Origin of the sequence: Arthrobacter sp. 18067 (genome assembly GCF_902706295.1) — a bacterium.
Taxonomy (GTDB): domain Bacteria; phylum Actinomycetota; class Actinomycetes; order Actinomycetales; family Micrococcaceae; genus Arthrobacter.
On record NZ_CACSJJ010000023.1, the window covers coordinates 56,376 to 72,508 of the forward strand.

Genomic DNA, 16,133 nt, shown 5'->3' on the forward strand with positions numbered 1-16,133 from the left:
GCCCAGATCATATTTATTGGGCGTATGACAGGCGCGCCGCAGTGTGGTCCCGAAAGTTCAGCAGGAACCTGAATGATAGCTTTGAGGACAGGTGTCCGCGGCTGTAGATTTCAGGCCGCGTTCGCCCTACACGATGCCCAGAGGAAAGCAGTTAGGCGGAACCCATGAGTGGACGTCACACCGGCCGGACCAGTCAAGGACCAGCCATTCGTACTTTGCCGAAGACCCTCAAGCTCGTTGCACGGTTGGCCCCACGGCAAATCAATGACGAAATTGCCTTGGCCAAGGTGGAACTCAAACGCAAGGCCACGCAGGTAGGCATTGCGGGCGCCTTCTTCGGCGTTGCTCTGGTCTTCCTCACGCTTCTGGTAATCGCGCTGGTTGTTGCCGCCATCCTGGGCCTGGCAACCATCATGCCCGGCTGGCTCGCAGCGCTGATTGTCGCAGCGTTTTTCCTCCTGATCGTGGCCATCGCATCATTGATAGGCATTGCCAAGTTCAAGAAGGCCATGCCCTTGGTTCCCGAGGACACCATCCGGGGCATCAAGCACGATCTCGGAATTGCCAAGGAAGGCTCGTCCTTCGATGAGTCGATCCTTGATCCCAACTCGCCGGCTGCCAAGGCTGCCAAAGCTGAGAAGGAAGCTGCAGCGGAGAAGGCCAAGGCCGAGAAAGCTGCGAAGGAAGCTGCAAAGGAAGCGGACGCCGTCAAGGCACCCACCGAAGCCGAACTTCGCTCGCGCCTGAAGAAGCGCCGCGAGCACCTGACAGGGGTCCGTGACGAGCTCGGCGAGCAGTTGGATGTCAAGAAGCAGGGACAGGCTTTGCTGGACAGCGCCAACGGAAAGTTCCACGAAGGCAAGGAATTCGCGACCGCCAAGCTGGCCGACATCGGAGATTCGGTGCCCGATAACCTTTCCGAACGGCTCGCTGCCCGCTGGAAGGATCTCGCAGCATTCGCAACCGCTGCCGTGGTCTTCGTGGTTGCCCTGAGGAAACTGCTGAAGAAGTAGGCCATTTTCCGAGGCACCAAACACTGACAACGAGGAAGGGGGACACGCGTGAGATTGATCGGTGCTGGTTCGCACCCCGACCGCCCGCAGGTTGACCACGACCTCATCTTCACTGTCCCCAACATCCTCACGGTCCTCCGCTTCATGGGTGTGCCGCTGTTCGTGTGGCTCGTCTTGTCGGAACAGGAGTACGGCTTTGCGGTCCTGGTGCTTGTCATTATGGGCAGCACCGACTGGGTGGATGGCTACATAGCCAGGCGCTTCGACCAGACCTCCAAGCTGGGCCGCATCCTGGACCCCATGGCGGACCGGGCCGCGCTCCTGGCCGTGGCATTCACGTTGGCGATTGCCGGCGTCGTGCAGTGGTGGTACCTGGCCGCGCTGTTGGTGCCTGACGCCATCCTGGCCATTGCATCCTTGTTCTACTTCCGCAGCCACCCGGACCTTCCCGTGAGCATTGTTGGAAAAGTCCGCACGGCACTGCTGCTGGTCGGCACCCCATTGCTCGTCCTGTCCAAGTTGCCCATTCCTTTCACCGAGGTGTACTTCGTGGTCGCTTGGACGTTCCTGGGCATCGGGCTTCTGGGCCACTGGATCGCGGCCTACAACTATTTCTGGGCCATCTTGCGTAAGGGTAAAGAATTGAAGACCGACGACGGCGGACACGGCTGATGGTCTGGCTGGCGGTTTTTCTTGCGGTACTTGGCGCCTTCTTCCTGGCGATTGGCGCCCAACGGCAGGGCAGCGCGGTCAAAGCCGATACCGGCGGCCTTGCGCTCAGCTCCAACGGATTCCTGCGGCTCCTGCGTAATCCGCGCTGGATGCTCGGACTGCTGTTCCTTGCCCTGGGAATGGTCATGAACGCCATCGCTTTGGTCTCTGCGCCCCTCACCGTGGTCCAACCGATCGGCGCGATCGCACTGGTGATCACCACCGTGGTCAACGCCAAGGACCAGGGCCTGAGCATCAACCGCGCCACCGTCGTGGCCATCAGCGCCTGTGTCACGGGGTCGGCATTGTTCGTATTGCTGGCAGTGTTCGTCACGCAGGAGAACCACCACGTCAACGCCGAAGACGAGCTGACAATCGTTCTGCTCCTGGCCGTGGCCGTGGGAATTTTCGGGACTTTGGCCGTAATGTTCAAGCACCGCATGAGTGCCTTCGTGTACATCCTGGGAGCCGGCGTCCTGTTCGGCTTCGTGGCCGTGCTGACCCGCATTATCGGCAAGCACCTGCTTGATCCCAATGGGCTGTTCCTGCTCAATGTCCAGTGGTACACGCTCATTGCCATTGCTGCTGCCGGAGGGCTCGGTTCCTGGTTCGTCCAGAGCGCTTACTCAGGGGGCCCGCCGGACCTCGTCATCGCCGGCCTGACCGTCATTGACCCCATGGTGGGCATCGCCATTGGCATCGTGATCCTTGGTGAGCTTCGTCCCGATGTCCACGCCGTGATGGCTATCGCCATGGCTGCGGCGGCTACGCTTGCTATCGTGGGGGTTATTGCCCTGAGCCGGCACCATCCGGAAGTCACCAAACGCAAGAAGGACGCGAAGGCGGCTGCCAGCAAGAAGGCCTAGGGCAGCGCTATACCTTGCGCCGCCGCTACACGCGGACCGGCAACCCGGCGACAACGCAGCAGTGCCACCATCATTGCTGTCCGCACCGTGACCATCAGGAGTTCTCCACGTGACCATTCCCGACACCAACAAGCCCCTCACGATTTTGATTGCGGCAGACACCTACCCGCCGCACGTCAATGGCGCCGCCCAGTTCGGCTACCGCCTGGCCAAGGGGATGACGGCACGTGGGCACAATGTGCATGTGTTGGCCTGCCGACCGGATACGGGCAAGAGCTACACGGAATTCCGTGACGAAGCCACCGTTCACCGGCTCCGTTCCCACGGCGTTTTCACGCACGAGTACTTCCGCATCTGTTTCCCGTGGGAAATCAAGAAGGAAATCAGCCTGCTGTTCGACAAGGTCCAGCCGGACGTCGTCCACATCCAGAGCCACTACATGATTGGCGAGCACGTTCTCTACGAGGCCGTGAAGCGTGGCATCAGGGTGGTCGCCACCAACCACTTCATGCCGGAGAACCTGAATCCGTTCCTGCCGTTCCCGCAGTGGTTCAAGGACATCGTTGGCCGCATCTCCTGGAAGGACATGGGCAAGGTCATGGGCCAGGCAGACGTGGTCACCACGCCCACGCCGCTTGCCGCCAAGGCTATGCACCAGCACGCCTTCCTTCGCAAAGTCCTGCCGCTGTCCAATGGCATCGACTCTTCGGCTTACGAGCTCCTGCCAGGTGAGACCATCGAGCCGCACCGCCATCCCACCGTGCTTTTTGCCGGACGCCTGGCCGAAGAGAAGCACGTCGACGTCCTCATTGACGCCGTAGCCAAGACTCCGCGCGCACTAAACGTGCACCTGGAAATCGTTGGCGGCGGCGAAGTCCGTCCAGCGCTGGAGGCGCAGGTAGCGAAGCTTGGGCTGGGGGATCGCGTGAGATTCCTTGGCTTGGCCAGCGATGAAGACCTGCGTGAGGCTTACATCAAGGCCGATATTTTCTGCATGCCTGGAACAGCAGAACTCCAGTCACTGGTGACCTTGGAAGCCATGTCCGCTTCCACCCCCGTGCTGCTGGCCAACGCAATGGCCCTGCCACACCTGGTCCGTGACGGCGAGAACGGCTACCTGTTCACACCCAATGACAGCACGGAGCTCGCCGCCAAGATCACCAAGCTGGTGGAGCTTCCCCAGGACGAGTTGGAAGCAATGGGCAAGCTGAGCCGCGAGATGGTGGAGCCGCACAGCATCAACGGCACACTGCAGACATTCGAGGACCTCTACCGTGGGGCTACCTACGAGGACAAAGTGGTGTGACCAAAGCACTCCGCTTTAGCTATTAGTATTGCTAGAGTGCTTTGCCCGGGACTGCTGCTTTAGCAGTGGCTTCCGGGCTTCACGGGGCTATAGCTCAGCTGGTTAGAGCGCGGGACTCATAATCCTAAGGTCCTCGGTTCAAGTCCGAGTAGCCCTACAAATTTCACGGGAGCCGTGGCCGACGATACATGTTCGTCGGCCACGGCTCTTTTGTGTTCCCAGCATGGTGCGGTATGTTACTGATCAGTAACTTAGTCTCAGTCTTGGTCGCAGATGACCACCCTTGAAGGAGCGAGCATGTCCAACGCCGCATTCGATGCCACTACCCTTCCCTATGCCGACGGTGACTTCTACGCCTTTGAGCAGATGCTGACAGGCAAGGAGCAGGACCGCCTGGCTGAAGTCCGGGATTTCCTGGCCCGCGAGGTCAAGCCCATTGCGGTGGATTGCTGGAACCGCGGCGAATTTCCCATGGACCTCATTCCCAAGCTGGGTGAACTGGACCTGGTCAGCCCGGTGCGCCGACAGGGCTACTCCAATCTGTTCGCGGGGATGCTGCACGCTGAGGTAACCCGGGCCGATGCTTCCATTGCCACGTTTATGGGTGTTCACGACGGGCTCTTCACGGGTTCCATTGAAGCCCTTGCTTCACAGGAGCAGAAGGACGCTTGGCTGCCCGATATCTATTCCCTGAAGAAGATCGGCGCGTTTGGACTGACCGAGCCGCTTGGCGGCTCCGATGTTGCCGGCGGCACCCGGACTACGGCCAAGCGTGACGGCGACAACTGGATCCTGAACGGCGCCAAGCGATGGATCGGCAACGCTACCTTCTCAGACTGGGTAGTTATCTACGCCAAGGATGTGGCCGACAACCAAGTGAAGGCTTTCCTGGTGGACACCACTTTGCCCGGGTACTCGGCAAGCAAGATCGAAAACAAGATTTCCCTCCGTACGGTTCAGAACGCGGACATCATTCTGGACAACGTGGTGGTTCCGGACTTCTTCAAATTGGCCAATGGCAACAGCTTCCGCGATACCAACAAGGTCCTCAAGGTGACCCGATTGGCAGTCGCCTGGCAAGCAGTCGGACTTCAGATGGCGGCCTTCGACGTCGCCCGCAGCTACGCAGTGGAGCGCCAGCAGTTCGGGCGCCCACTGGCGGCGTTCCAGTTGGTTCAGAACCAGTTGGTGCAAATCCTCGGCAACACCGTGGCTTCCATGGGCATGATGGTTCGTCTGGCCCAGTTGGAGGACGCTGGAGTTGCCAAGGACGAGCAATCTGCCCTGGCCAAGGCCTTCACCACTGCACGCATGCGCGAGAGCGTCGCCCTGGGGCGCAGCATCCTGGGTGGCAATGGCATCGTCACCGATTACGGCATGGCCAAAATCTTCTCCGACGCCGAGGCCATTTACTCCTACGAGGGCACCCACGAGATCAATACTTTGGTCACCGGCCGGGCCATCACTGGCGTTTCGGCCATCGTCTGAGGACCAATCGACGCGGAGGTGCGGCCTTGGTAGGTATACGGGCTCCCGGCCGCCAGGGGTCAAACTGGCTTGAGTCATCGCGCTTTGATGGACTGCCATAAGGCTTTGACGCTTCCCGGATATCTGTTTTGCCAACCAATGTCCCTTAGGTCTCTGACCTGCGCCTCCAGCCAGCAGGCTTCGACCAAACACTCACGAAGTTCGCGAACAAGACCCTCGACTGCCTCCGAAGCTTCCGTCATAAGCTTGGGGCTGCACGGTGCACCATGTTCGAGCTGCAGAAATTGTGCACGGAGGTGATCATGCTCGCTGTTTGTCCAGTGGGCTATGAAGCCTTCGAGTCCATCTATGGTCAGGACTCGAATATTTGCGCCGACGTAAGGCAGGGATTCTGCCCTACGGGCGCCGCTTGCCGCATCGGAGTTCATTGGCCGGAGGTAGGAGAGGAGCTCGCGTACCTTTCGGGGCGCGATGTTGTGAACCTCGCTGACAAGACTGGCTCTTACGCAAACGTGCTTGTACTCGGCAAGCAAGTCCTCAGCGGTTTGTATTAAGTCACCATCGTTGGAGGGCGTGTTGTGGTTGTCTTGCCAGTTCCATGGACGATCGACGGAGGAATGGGGTGGCCTCTGCCAGCGGTCGATGGACGCGGGACGCCCTGCGGGCGATTGAAAGACCATCTGTCCGTCCCGCCAGCTCCCGTGTCCCGCAGTGAGTCTTTCTGCGGCCTTTCTGACGGCGGTATGCGAACAAAACCGTGCGGTGTCGTCGATGGCATGGTGCAGGCTCCGTAAGAGGGGCTCAGCCTTGTGAGCGAGAGAGTCCAACGCTGCGTGCGCTTGTTTGAACTTCTCGGTTCGCCAGGCATAGGCGCCCCGGACGCGTGCTGAAGAGGCAACTGCGAAGAGCAGCAAGACCACTGGTACCCACGCGATGAAAGTCGCTTGAGCCAGAAGATCCAGAATCGCCTGAAACACCTCAACCCCCGGCGCCCAAAAAGTCGTCGGTGGCCTCATGGCCGCCCATGTGACAGTTATCAGGAATAGGAGGCCGGGGGGCCTGGAGGCCGTCCGGACGAGATGCATAGAAGCGACGGCTGCGGCATTTGGCAGACGAAGTATGAGACGGACGAACCATAAGCCAGGAGCCGTAGGCCACTTACCACGCAACTGGTCCACCTGTTCGATGTCACCTCGCGGGCGTGGGCCCACTGCTCCGAAGATCGACGCGATGTAGCTAATCGCACCGTACAGCCGGTAGGCCCCGTGCACAGTAGAACGAAGAGAGGAGAGGGTCCCGGTACTGCACGCCAGCGGGAGCAACGAGTACCGGAGTGAAACCAATAGGGTCCTCAATATCAAATTCGCGGTGAGGGCCACCGCGAACCAGACTATGGCAGTTGCTAAGAAAGCCGTCAGCAACCTCTCTTCGACGTTCTGTGCGTTCAACAAAGAGCACGCGCTGACTGCTGGCCAGGCCAGCAGATCCAGCACATTACTTGCCAGCGTTGCTAGGATCCCCAGCGTGAAGGCTGTATCCATCGCAAGTCCCTCCCCATTCTCTTCAATGAGTGTCTGAGTGTGTCAGCACCCCCGGACAATGAAGGCGTGGCCAATGATTCGACCTGGGAACTAGTCGAGCGGCAGCAGGATGGAGGGCCGCATGTCCTCCACGAAGCCCAGGGGGTTGAGGTAGTCTTCGCCCCGCCGCACGCCCCAATGCAGGCAGGTCGCGCTCCCGCAATGGCCTGGTTTCAAGGAGCCGATCGTTTGTCCCTTGCTGACGTGATCGCCGGGTTTAAGGTCGCTGCTCACTGGCTCGAAGCTGCTCTTGAGGCCGGCGCCTTGGTCGATCGTGATCACGGGTCGGTCAACCACGACGCCGGCAAAGGTCACCACACCGTCGGACGGCGCGGTGACGGGGCCGCCGTCGGACGCTGGTCCTATGTCCACGCCGCGGTGTCCACTGAGCCACGGTTTGTCCGGAGGGTCGAATGTCCGCAGGACGGAGGGTTTGGGGGAGAGCGGCCAGCTCCATTGTGGTTCGGCCGGTGCAGGGTTGGTGGCTGTGCCCGCCACGATTGCAAGGCTGGCCAGCAGGGTTATGAAGGACTTCACAGGGGTCATGGGCCAAGCCTTCCGGGGAGCCGGTGGTGGGTCGATCCCCGGCCTTCCGTATGTGGACAACGGACTGCGGAAGCGGTCAAACCTGTGGGGTCGCTGTAGTACACTTGGTGGAGCAGTTTGCTGTGCCCTCAAGCTTGTTCAGGAGCATGTCTCATTCAGATATGCGGGGGTGCCAGGCTGACTACGCGTATCCAGCCCTCCACCAGCGAAGCCTCTTGGCTTTAGGCTGCGGAGGATTGTGCCTCTTGCGGTCCGGCTGAGCCTATGGCTCCGTGCCGGATGAGAAGCGCAATGGATGCCAGGAGCCGCGCCCGTCCGGGCTAAGGCTAAACAACCGTCAACTATTGGCAGGGTAAGAGCAGCCCCATGGGCTCTCTCATGAATGACCTGCCGGAAGGAGCGTCGGCATGCCCGTCGTAACTATGCGCCAGCTGCTTGACAGCGGCGTCCACTTTGGACACCAGACCCGTCGTTGGAACCCGAAGATGAAGCGCTTCATCTTCACGGAGCGCAACGGCATCTACATCATTGACCTCCAGCAGTCGCTGTCCTACATCGACCGCGCCTACGAGTTCGTCAAGGCTACTGTCGCCCACGGCGGCACCGTCCTGTTCGTCGGCACCAAGAAGCAGGCTCAGGAAGCAATTGCCGAGCAGGCTACCCGTGTTGGCCAGCCGTACGTCAACCAGCGTTGGTTGGGCGGTATGCTCACCAACTTCCAGACCGTCGCCAAGCGCATCCAGCGCATGAAGGAACTCGAAGAGATCAACTTCGACGACGTCGCAGGCTCGGCTTACACCAAGAAGGAGCTCCTGCTCCTCAAGCGCGAACTCACCAAGCTTGAGACCAACCTCGGTGGTATCCGCAACCTGACCAAGGCTCCCTCGGTTCTGTGGGTTGTTGACACCAAGAAGGAACACCTTGCTGTTGACGAAGCCAAGAAGCTGAACATCCCGGTTGTTGCCATCCTGGACACCAACTGCGATCCCGACGAAGTTGACTTCCCGATCCCGGGTAACGACGACGCCATCCGCTCCGTCAATCTGCTGACCCGCGTCGTTGCCGACGCCGTGGCTGAGGGCCTCATCGCCCGCAACCAGCGCGCAACGGGCACCACCGAAGCTCCGGAAGAGCCGCTGGCCGAGTGGGAGCGCGAACTCCTCGAGGGCAGCAAGGCTGAAGAAGCAGCGGCACCCGAGGCTCCGGCAGCAGAAGCTCCGGCAGCTGAGGCTCCCGCAGCAGAAGCTCCCGAAGCAACTGAAGCTGCAGCCGGCGAAGCTGAAGCCAAGTAAATCTGGACCTTCCCTGATGCCGGAAACAGCGTCGGGGGCAACTGACAGGATGGCGGCTCACACGGTGGGCTGCCGTCCTGTCAGTCCGTAAACACACAAATTTCTAGACAGAGGGGTTCACATGGCGAACTACACTGCTGCTGACATCAAGGCCCTGCGCGAGCGTACCGGCGCCGGCATGATGGACGTCAAGAAGGCTCTTGACGAAGCCAACGGTGACGCTGAGAAGGCCATCGAGATCATCCGCATCAAGGGCCTCAAGGGTGCTACCAAGCGCGAAGGCCGTTCCACCGCTGAAGGCCTGGTTGCTGCCAAGGTCAACGGTGGCGTTGGCGTAATGATCGAAGTCAACTGCGAGACCGACTTCGTGGCCAAGGCCGACAAGTTCATCCAGCTGGCCGACAAGGTCCTCAACGTTGCAGTCGAGTCCGGCGCAGCCGACCTCGAGACCCTGCTGGCCACCGAGGTCGACGGCAAGCCGTTGTCCGAGGTCGTCGTCGAAGAGGGCGCTGTCCTCGGCGAAAAGGTTGTTGTCCGCCGCATCTCCCGCGTTGAGGGCACCACGGTTGACGCTTACCTGCACAAGACGTCCAAGGACCTCCCGGCCCAGGTCGGCGTCCTGTTCGCTGTTGACGGTGAAGGCGAAGCCGCTGCCACCGCCGCACACGACATCGCTGTCCACGTTGCAGCCATGGCTCCGAACTACCTGACCCGCGACGACGTCCCGGCCGAACTGGTCGAGTCCGAGCGCCGCATCGCCGAAGAGACCGCCAAGGCTGAAGGTAAGCCGGAAGCTGCTCTTTCGAAGATCGTTGAAGGCCGCGTAACGGGCTTCTACAAGGGTGAAGTTCTGGTTGACCAGGCATTCGCCAAGGATTCCAAGAAGACCGTTGCACAGGTCCTCGAAGAAGCCGGCGTCAAGGCAACCGCAGTAACCCGTTTCCGCGTCGGAAACTAGTAATTCATGAAGAGGGGTGGTCACTTCGGTGGCCGCCCCTTTTTCATGCATCCGTCCGGGTAGTATCTGCGCGGACACACAGCACGATAATCTAGCCAGAGTCCACCAACGGGAGGCACCATGGAAACCGTCAACACTGCAATCCAGCCCGAGAAGACCCGCCGACGTGTACTTCTGAAACTTTCCGGTGAGGTCATCGGCGGCGGAAAGCTCGGCGTCGATCCTGAGACTGTCCGGGCCATCGCCAAGCAGATCGCGGCAGCCGTCTCCGAGGTGGAGGTAGCCATCGTTGTCGGTGGCGGAAACTTCTTCCGCGGCGCCGAGCTCTCGCAGAGCGGCATGGACCGTTCCCGCGCCGACTACATGGGCATGCTGGGCACAGTCATGAACTGCCTCGCACTGCAAGACTTCCTGGAGCAGGCCGGTGTTGAAACCCGCGTCCAGAGCGCCATCACCATGGGCCAGGTCGCCGAGGCCTACATTCCCCGCCGAGCCATCCGCCACATGGAAAAGGGCCGCGTGGTCATCTTCGGTGCCGGTGCTGGCCTGCCGTATTTCTCCACCGATACCGTGGCCGCACAGCGAGCCCTCGAAGTACATGCCGACGTGGTCCTCATGGCCAAGAGCGGCGTGGACGGCGTCTACACGGCAGACCCCAAGAAGGATCCTGCCGCTGAAAAGCTCGATGTCCTCAGTTACGACGACGCCCTGCGCCGTGACATCCGGGTCATGGACCAGACGGCCATGACCATGTGCAAGGACAACAATCTCTCCATGGTGGTCTTCGGCATGGAAGGCGAGGGCAACGTTACCCGTGCCATCCTCGGCGAAACGCTGGGAACCCTGGTTACTCCGTAGCAAGGGCTAGGATATTTCTAGGACTGTCCGCCCCCGGTGGCGGATCTTTACTGTGTATTGGTGCCTGCAGTTGGGCAGCAACTATTTTCTGAGGAGAAACCCGTGATCGAAGAGACCTTACTCGAAGCCGGCGAGAAGATGGACAAGGCGGTTGAGGTAGCAAAGGACGATTTCGCCACGATCCGCACGGGCCGGGCCAACCCCGGTCTCTACAACAAGGTGATCGTCGAGTACTACGGCACGCCGACGCCGCTCCAGCAGCTGGCCTCCTTCGGCGTGCCTGATGCCCGGACCATCCTGATCACCCCTTACGACAAGACCGCTCTGCGCGACATCGAGAAGGCTCTGAGCGACTCCGAGGTTGGCGCCAACCCCTCCAACGACGGCAACGTCATCCGCGTGACCATCCCGGAGCTCACCAAGGAGCGCCGCAAGGAATACGTGAAGATCGTCAAGGGCAAGGGCGAAGACGCCAAGGTCTCCATCCGCAGCATCCGGCGCAAGGCCAAGGACACGTTGGACAAGCTCGTCAAGGACGGCGAAGCCGGCGAAGATGATGGTGCCCGCGCTGAGAAGGAACTTGACGCCCTGACCAAGCAGCACGTCGACAGCATCGATGAGCTGCTCAAGCGCAAGGAAGCCGAGCTGCTCGAGGTCTGATGAACCAGGCTGAGCCGGCGCCCGCTGAGCGGGTCCCGACACGCGACACCCCCAAACGCGCCAGGCGTGTACGGGCGAACCCCACACCCAAGGCGGGCCGGAATCTTCCGGCCGCCATCGGCGTCGGACTTTCCATGCTTTTGGCCGTTCTGGGTGGATTGCTGTTCCTCCCGTTGGGATTCGTCCTGCTCACTACCGCCTTCGCGGTGCTGGGTGTTTGGGAAGTTTTCCGGGCCCTTGAAGCCCAAGGCACCAGGATGCCGATCATTCCTGTGATGATCGGCAGCCTGGTGATGCCGGTATCCGCCTACTTTGGCGGACTTGAGGGTTTGCTGTTCACCATGACGGCAAGTTCCGTTGCAGTGCTCCTCTGGCGTTCCATCGAGAGTGCGGCCGGGGCGCCCCGCAGCGTGTTTGCCGGGGTTTTCACCTTGGCGTGGATCCCGTTCCTGATCAGCTTCGCCGCCTTGCCGCTCCATGCCACCGGCGGAGCAACCCCCGTGGGCTTCTGGCCGGACGGGATCCCTGACGGCGCGTGGCAGATCGCTTCGATGTTGCTGCTGGTTGTCTCGAACGACACGTTTGGCTACATCGTGGGGGCCTCCTTCGGGAAGCACCCCATGGCGCCCAAGATCAGTCCCAAGAAATCCTGGGAGGGCTTCGCGGGATCCGTTGGTGGGGCCATGGTTATTGGTGTCCTTGCCTGCATCTTCCTGTTGGACAAGCCATGGTGGGTGGGGCTGGTGCTGGCCGTTGGAATGGTTGCAGCAGCGACTGCCGGGGACCTCGCTGAGTCCATGGTCAAACGCGAACTTGGCGTCAAGGACATGAGCAGCATCCTGCCCGGTCATGGTGGCGTGATGGACCGGCTGGACTCCATCGTGTTCGCAGCCCCTGTAGCCTATGTTCTGTTCGCGCTGCTGAGCGGCGTCTGACAAACCAATGAAGGAAAATTAGTGTCCGTGGATATTCGACGCCAGATTCCCGCAACGTTCGACCGCGTGGAGCGCAGCAAGTACGGCTATAACGCCAAGCAAGTGGACGAGTTCCTCCAGCGTGCCAGGACCTCGTTCGAAACCCCTGTTGGCACGGCTGACCAGGTGGCCAGCGTGGATGTCCGGGACGTCGCTTTTGATCCCGTGAAGGGTGGGTACGACGCGCACAGCGTGGACGCTGCCCTGGACCGGCTCGAGGATGCCTTCGCCCGACGTGAGCGGGACGACCTCATCGGGCAGCAAGGCGAAGAGGCATGGCTGCGCCAGATCGGTAAACTCTCCGGCATCCTGCGTGGCAGGCTTCACCGGCCCGACGGCGAGCGGTTCCGCCGCCCGTCCAGGAAGCGAGCCCGCAGCTACAACATCGAGGACGTCGACGCCCTGTGTGCTGAGCTGGTCGGATACCTTGAACACGATCAGGTGCTGAGCGTGGACACCGTTCGGCGCGCAGTATTCAGTGCAGCAAAAGGCGACGAAGGCTATGAAGAAGCCCAGGTTGACGCTTTCCTCGCCCGTGTCGTAGAGCTCATGGCGGCTATCGACTAGGCGTACCGTCCGCTCATCGTGAGCTGGGGGAGATTGGTGAATTGTTTTTCCAGACGTCCAGGTAGCGACGATGACCGCGGACCAGGGACGTCCCGAAGAATGCCAAGGCGGCAAGAATAGCTACGGGAACAGCCGCCGCTGTGGGAAGCCCGGCGGTCAAGAGGGCTGATCCGAGCAGCAGGGCGATCAGTGCCGAGTTCACGAACCCCATAAACACCATGCTGCTGCCAGCCACCTGGCTGAAGTCTTTGCGAACGCCCAGGAAGTAATACGTCCGTTTAGCGCCTTCCTCGTCATCGTGAACGCCGGCCATGAGGTATGGCCCTACGCCGGGGTCCATGTCGATGTATGCCGCCCGCAGGCGGTTCATGGCCAGGACGTACATCAGATCCTCAAAGCCCACGCTCATGACGCGGACGTGTGTGAGCAGGCCAACCACCAGGTCGATGCTGAGGACGGTCAGCGCGAAGGCCCTGAAGGCATCTGAAAACTGGGTGGCGTTACCCACCAGCGCCACGCTTAACAGGCTCGCCGACGTGAACGTCAGGAACATGCTGATGCGCGTGAGGACTTCGCCTTGGGTGGTGCTGCGTGAGGCGAGCAGGCTCCAGTGCTCGGTGGCCAACAATTGCGCGCGGACGCTCGGTGACAACTCCGGCGGGGTTGCCAACGGTTCTGGGCTGGCGGCACCCGGTTCCTCGGACATGGCGTCATTGTCCACCCTGGCCGCTGCGCGGACAACAGGCCCCTGCCTTCGGGGGCTACCGTTCGGTCGCTACAGGCCGTTCCGGCACATGAAGCCGCGACATGACGCGATTCACGGACGCCGGGACACGGTTCTTCGTCAGTCTCGACACCACCACTGTCACGGCGAACGCTGACGGAACGCTCCATGCAGCTGGCTGCGCCAGCCACGCGGGCGCGTTGCCTGCCCCCATGAGGGTACCGAGCACCATGGCGCCGCCGCAGAGCACTGCTCCGGTCAGCATTCCGGCAATGGCTCCGGTATCTGTCAGCCCTCGCCACCAGATTCCCAGGAGCAGGACGGGGCATATGGTGGAGGCCGTGAACGCGAACACCAGGCCAACGCTGCCAGCCAAGGCCAGGGTGTCGGTCATGAAGGCAAAACCCAAAGGCACGACGGCGGCGAGCACCGCCGCGAGGCGGAAACCCCTCACGCTTCCGCCGAAGAGGTCCTGGCTGATGACACCGGACAGTGACACCACCAGCCCGGACGTTGTGGACAGGAAGGCTGCGAAGGCTCCGGCCACTACGAGGGAGGAGAGCAGGTCCCCTGCTACGCCGCCGATCAGTTTGCCTGGGAGTAACAGCACCAAGGCATCGGCCTGTCCGGACTGCGCAAGTTCGGGCGCGAACATCCTTCCCAGGGCACCGGACACCGTGGGAAAAAGATAGAAGACGGAGAGCAGCCCCAGCACGATCAACGTTGTCCGCCTGGCAGATTGACCGTCAGGGTTGGTATAGAACCTCACCAGGACGTGCGGCAGGCCCAAGGTGCCGAACAGCAACGCCACCAGCAGCGATATGTGCTGGTAGGCCCCCGCGGGAGCCAGCCCAGTGGGATTGATGGGCAGGGGAGCCCGGGGTTCTGAGCCGTTACCGGCCAGCACCAGCAACACGAAGACCACCGGAAGTGCCAACGCCGTCAGTTTCAGCCAGTACTGGAACGCCTGGACGAATGTTATTGAGCGCATGCCACCTGCCACGACCGTGAGGCACACAACCACCACAACCGCCGTCGAACCTACCCACGACGGCAGGCCGGTGGTGATCCGGATGGTGAGCGCCGCGCCGTGGAGTTGAGGGACGATGTACAACCAGCCCACGGCCACCACCACCAGGCTGGTCACCCTGCGGACCACCTTGGAATCCAACCGGGCCTCGGTGAAATCGGGGATGGTGTAGGCGCCTGAGCGCCGGAGGGGAGCGGCCACAAACAGCAAGAGCATCAGATATCCGGCCGTGTAGCCCACGGGGAACCACAGGGCATCCGTTCCGGAAAGCAGGATCAGGCCGGCGACTCCCAGGAAGCTGGCGGCGGACAGGTACTCGCCGCCGATCGCCGAAGCATTCCACCACGGCGGGACAGTGCGCGAGGCGACATAGAAATCGCCTGTCGTACGGGAGATGCGCAGTCCGTAGAACCCAACGACCGCCGTCGCCAGCGAAACGGCAAGAAACGCGAACAGGCCGACAGCCGGATTCACTTATCCTCCACGAGGTCCCTGTAGCGGGCCTCATTCCGTGCCGCCGCGCGGTTGTAGAGCCAGGCACTCAAGCCAATCACCGGGTAAATTCCGGCACCCAGCACCAGCCAGTCAAGCGGAATCCCGAGGATCCGGGTTTCAGCTACCCCCGGCCCATAGACAAGGAACAGCGCGATCACGGCGAGGATGATCAGGAATCCGGAGGCCACCACCAGTGCCAAACGCAATTGTGATCGGATCAGGGACCGGATGAAGATCCGGCCGGCGTCGGAATCTTCGGTGACCTCGCGCGGATATGGCAATCGTCCCGGAGCTGCAGTGGCCGACTGGCGCGGCGCAGTGACACGGACGCGCGTCATCCTTGTGGCCGGATGCGCGTGGACTGCAGCTTGTCCCGGACAGAGGGCAGGTGCCGCCGGCTGATCGGCAGTTCAGCACCTGCCACGGCGACGCTGGGGCCGCTAGCAGACAACTTAAGGTGCTGCACATGGTTCAGGGCGATCAGGTACGAGCGGTGGATCCGGATAAACCCTGCTTCAGCCCATTTCTGTTCAAGGTCGCCGAGGGGAACCCGGATGAGGAAGCTGGCCTCGGCGGTGTGCAGCCTCGCGTAGTCGCCTTGGGCCTGCACATAGGTGACATCGTCGCGCCGGATCATCCGGGTGGTGCTGCCAAGATCCACGGTGATCATCTCCGGTGCCGGCGTGCCCTCTTTGATGATGTCGCTGATCCGGTCCACGGAACGTGAGAGCCGTTCCGCGCGCAGCGGTTTCAGCAGGTAGTCGATGGCGGCGAGGTCGAAGGCTTCCAGGGCGCAGTCTTCGTCAGCAGTGACAAACACGACGGCGGGTGGATTGCTGCTGCGGGAAATCGCCCGCGCGATGTCCAATCCGGAAAGGGCCGGCATGTGGATGTCGAGGAAGACGGCGTCCACCGACTCTGTTTCCAGGGTCCGCAGTGCCTCGGCACCGGAAGACGCCCGGTGGATGGCGCCAATCCGCTCATCCCGTCCCAGCAGGAAGGCGAGCTCCTCCACAGCGGGCAGTTCGTCATCAGCGACGAGCACGTTGATCATGTTTAAAGACT

General features: G+C 61.5%; 17 protein-coding genes and 1 tRNA gene. 12 read left to right on the forward strand and 6 right to left on the reverse strand.

The annotated features are described in order from the left end of the window. Positions 1-164: 164 nt before the first annotated feature. The 6 genes from GVL04_RS20260 (at position 165) to GVL04_RS20285 (ending at position 5,384) form a co-directional block, all read left to right on the forward strand. A complete protein-coding gene (locus GVL04_RS20260; protein WP_159707876.1) occupies positions 165-1,013 on the forward strand; it encodes a phage holin family protein in 849 nt (282 codons plus the stop codon). Between the two features lie 48 nt (positions 1,014-1,061). After that, positions 1,062-1,685, forward strand: a complete 624-nt coding sequence (locus tag GVL04_RS20265; RefSeq protein WP_159707878.1) for a CDP-alcohol phosphatidyltransferase family protein — start codon at positions 1,062-1,064, stop codon at positions 1,683-1,685. Continuing rightward, positions 1,685-2,590 (forward strand): DMT family transporter, encoded by a 906-nt coding sequence (locus GVL04_RS20270; RefSeq protein WP_159707880.1) that lies wholly within the window; start codon positions 1,685-1,687, stop codon positions 2,588-2,590. The genes GVL04_RS20265 and GVL04_RS20270 overlap by 1 nt, the downstream gene beginning before the upstream one ends. A 109-nt stretch (positions 2,591-2,699) precedes the next feature. After that, the gene (locus GVL04_RS20275) at positions 2,700-3,896 is read left to right on the forward strand and encodes a glycosyltransferase (protein ID WP_159707882.1); all 1,197 of its coding nucleotides are present in this window, start codon (positions 2,700-2,702) and stop codon (positions 3,894-3,896) included. A gap of 83 nt (positions 3,897-3,979) precedes the next feature. Then, positions 3,980-4,053 (forward strand) — tRNA-Ile (locus GVL04_RS20280). 140 nt (positions 4,054-4,193) lie between these two features. Then, positions 4,194-5,384 carry an acyl-CoA dehydrogenase family protein gene (locus GVL04_RS20285; RefSeq protein WP_159707884.1) on the forward strand — a complete coding sequence of 397 codons (1,191 nt, stop codon included), beginning with the start codon at positions 4,194-4,196 and terminating at the stop codon, positions 5,382-5,384. A gap of 74 nt (positions 5,385-5,458) precedes the next feature. Here the strand turns inward: GVL04_RS20285 and GVL04_RS20290 are convergent, their stop codons facing one another. After that, the gene (locus GVL04_RS20290) at positions 5,459-6,925 is read right to left on the reverse strand and encodes a hypothetical protein (RefSeq protein ID WP_159707886.1); all 1,467 of its coding nucleotides are present in this window, start codon (positions 6,923-6,925) and stop codon (positions 5,459-5,461) included. 90 nt (positions 6,926-7,015) lie between these two features. Next, entirely contained in the window at positions 7,016-7,510 is a 495-nt protein-coding gene (locus GVL04_RS20295; RefSeq protein ID WP_159707888.1) for a M23 family metallopeptidase, read from the reverse strand. Between the two features lie 407 nt (positions 7,511-7,917). On the opposite strand from GVL04_RS20295, the gene rpsB reads away from it, so the two are divergent. From rpsB to GVL04_RS20325, 6 genes are all read left to right on the forward strand, one after another. Beyond that, entirely contained in the window at positions 7,918-8,802 is an 885-nt protein-coding gene (gene rpsB / locus GVL04_RS20300; RefSeq protein WP_159707890.1) for a 30S ribosomal protein S2, read from the forward strand. A gap of 121 nt (positions 8,803-8,923) precedes the next feature. Further along, on the forward strand, positions 8,924-9,760 hold the full coding sequence (gene tsf / locus GVL04_RS20305; protein WP_026541489.1) for a translation elongation factor Ts: 837 nt from the start codon (positions 8,924-8,926) through the stop codon (positions 9,758-9,760). A 120-nt stretch (positions 9,761-9,880) separates the two neighbouring features. After that, a complete protein-coding gene (gene pyrH / locus GVL04_RS20310; protein WP_159707892.1) occupies positions 9,881-10,618 on the forward strand; it encodes a UMP kinase in 738 nt (245 codons plus the stop codon). A 102-nt stretch (positions 10,619-10,720) separates the two neighbouring features. Then, positions 10,721-11,278: a ribosome recycling factor gene (gene frr, locus GVL04_RS20315; RefSeq protein ID WP_159707894.1), complete on the forward strand. Its 558-nt coding sequence runs from the start codon at positions 10,721-10,723 to the stop codon at positions 11,276-11,278. Continuing rightward, the gene (locus tag GVL04_RS20320; RefSeq protein ID WP_159707896.1) at positions 11,278-12,213 is read left to right on the forward strand and encodes a phosphatidate cytidylyltransferase; all 936 of its coding nucleotides are present in this window, start codon (positions 11,278-11,280) and stop codon (positions 12,211-12,213) included. The genes frr and GVL04_RS20320 overlap by 1 nt, the downstream gene beginning before the upstream one ends. Positions 12,214-12,234: 21 nt before the next feature. Further along, positions 12,235-12,819: a DivIVA domain-containing protein gene (locus GVL04_RS20325; protein WP_159707898.1), complete on the forward strand. Its 585-nt coding sequence runs from the start codon at positions 12,235-12,237 to the stop codon at positions 12,817-12,819. Between the two features lie 13 nt (positions 12,820-12,832). Here the strand turns inward: GVL04_RS20325 and GVL04_RS20330 are convergent, their stop codons facing one another. Genes GVL04_RS20330 through GVL04_RS20345 form a run of 4 tightly spaced genes read right to left on the reverse strand, consistent with a single transcriptional unit; the run spans position 12,833 to position 16,122 of the window. Further along, on the reverse strand, positions 12,833-13,525 hold the full coding sequence (locus GVL04_RS20330) for a hypothetical protein (protein WP_159707900.1): 693 nt from the start codon (positions 13,523-13,525) through the stop codon (positions 12,833-12,835). Between the two features lie 55 nt (positions 13,526-13,580). Next, positions 13,581-15,047, reverse strand: coding sequence for a cation acetate symporter (locus GVL04_RS20335; protein WP_159707902.1), 1,467 nt, complete (start codon positions 15,045-15,047; stop codon positions 13,581-13,583). Continuing rightward, a complete protein-coding gene (locus GVL04_RS20340; protein WP_159707904.1) occupies positions 15,044-15,406 on the reverse strand; it encodes a hypothetical protein in 363 nt (120 codons plus the stop codon). The genes GVL04_RS20335 and GVL04_RS20340 overlap by 4 nt, the downstream gene beginning before the upstream one ends. Continuing rightward, complete coding sequence (locus tag GVL04_RS20345; RefSeq protein ID WP_159707906.1) at positions 15,403-16,122, reverse strand: LytTR family DNA-binding domain-containing protein; 720 nt, start codon at positions 16,120-16,122, stop codon at positions 15,403-15,405. The genes GVL04_RS20340 and GVL04_RS20345 overlap by 4 nt, the downstream gene beginning before the upstream one ends. Between the last annotated feature and the right edge of the window lie 11 nt (positions 16,123-16,133).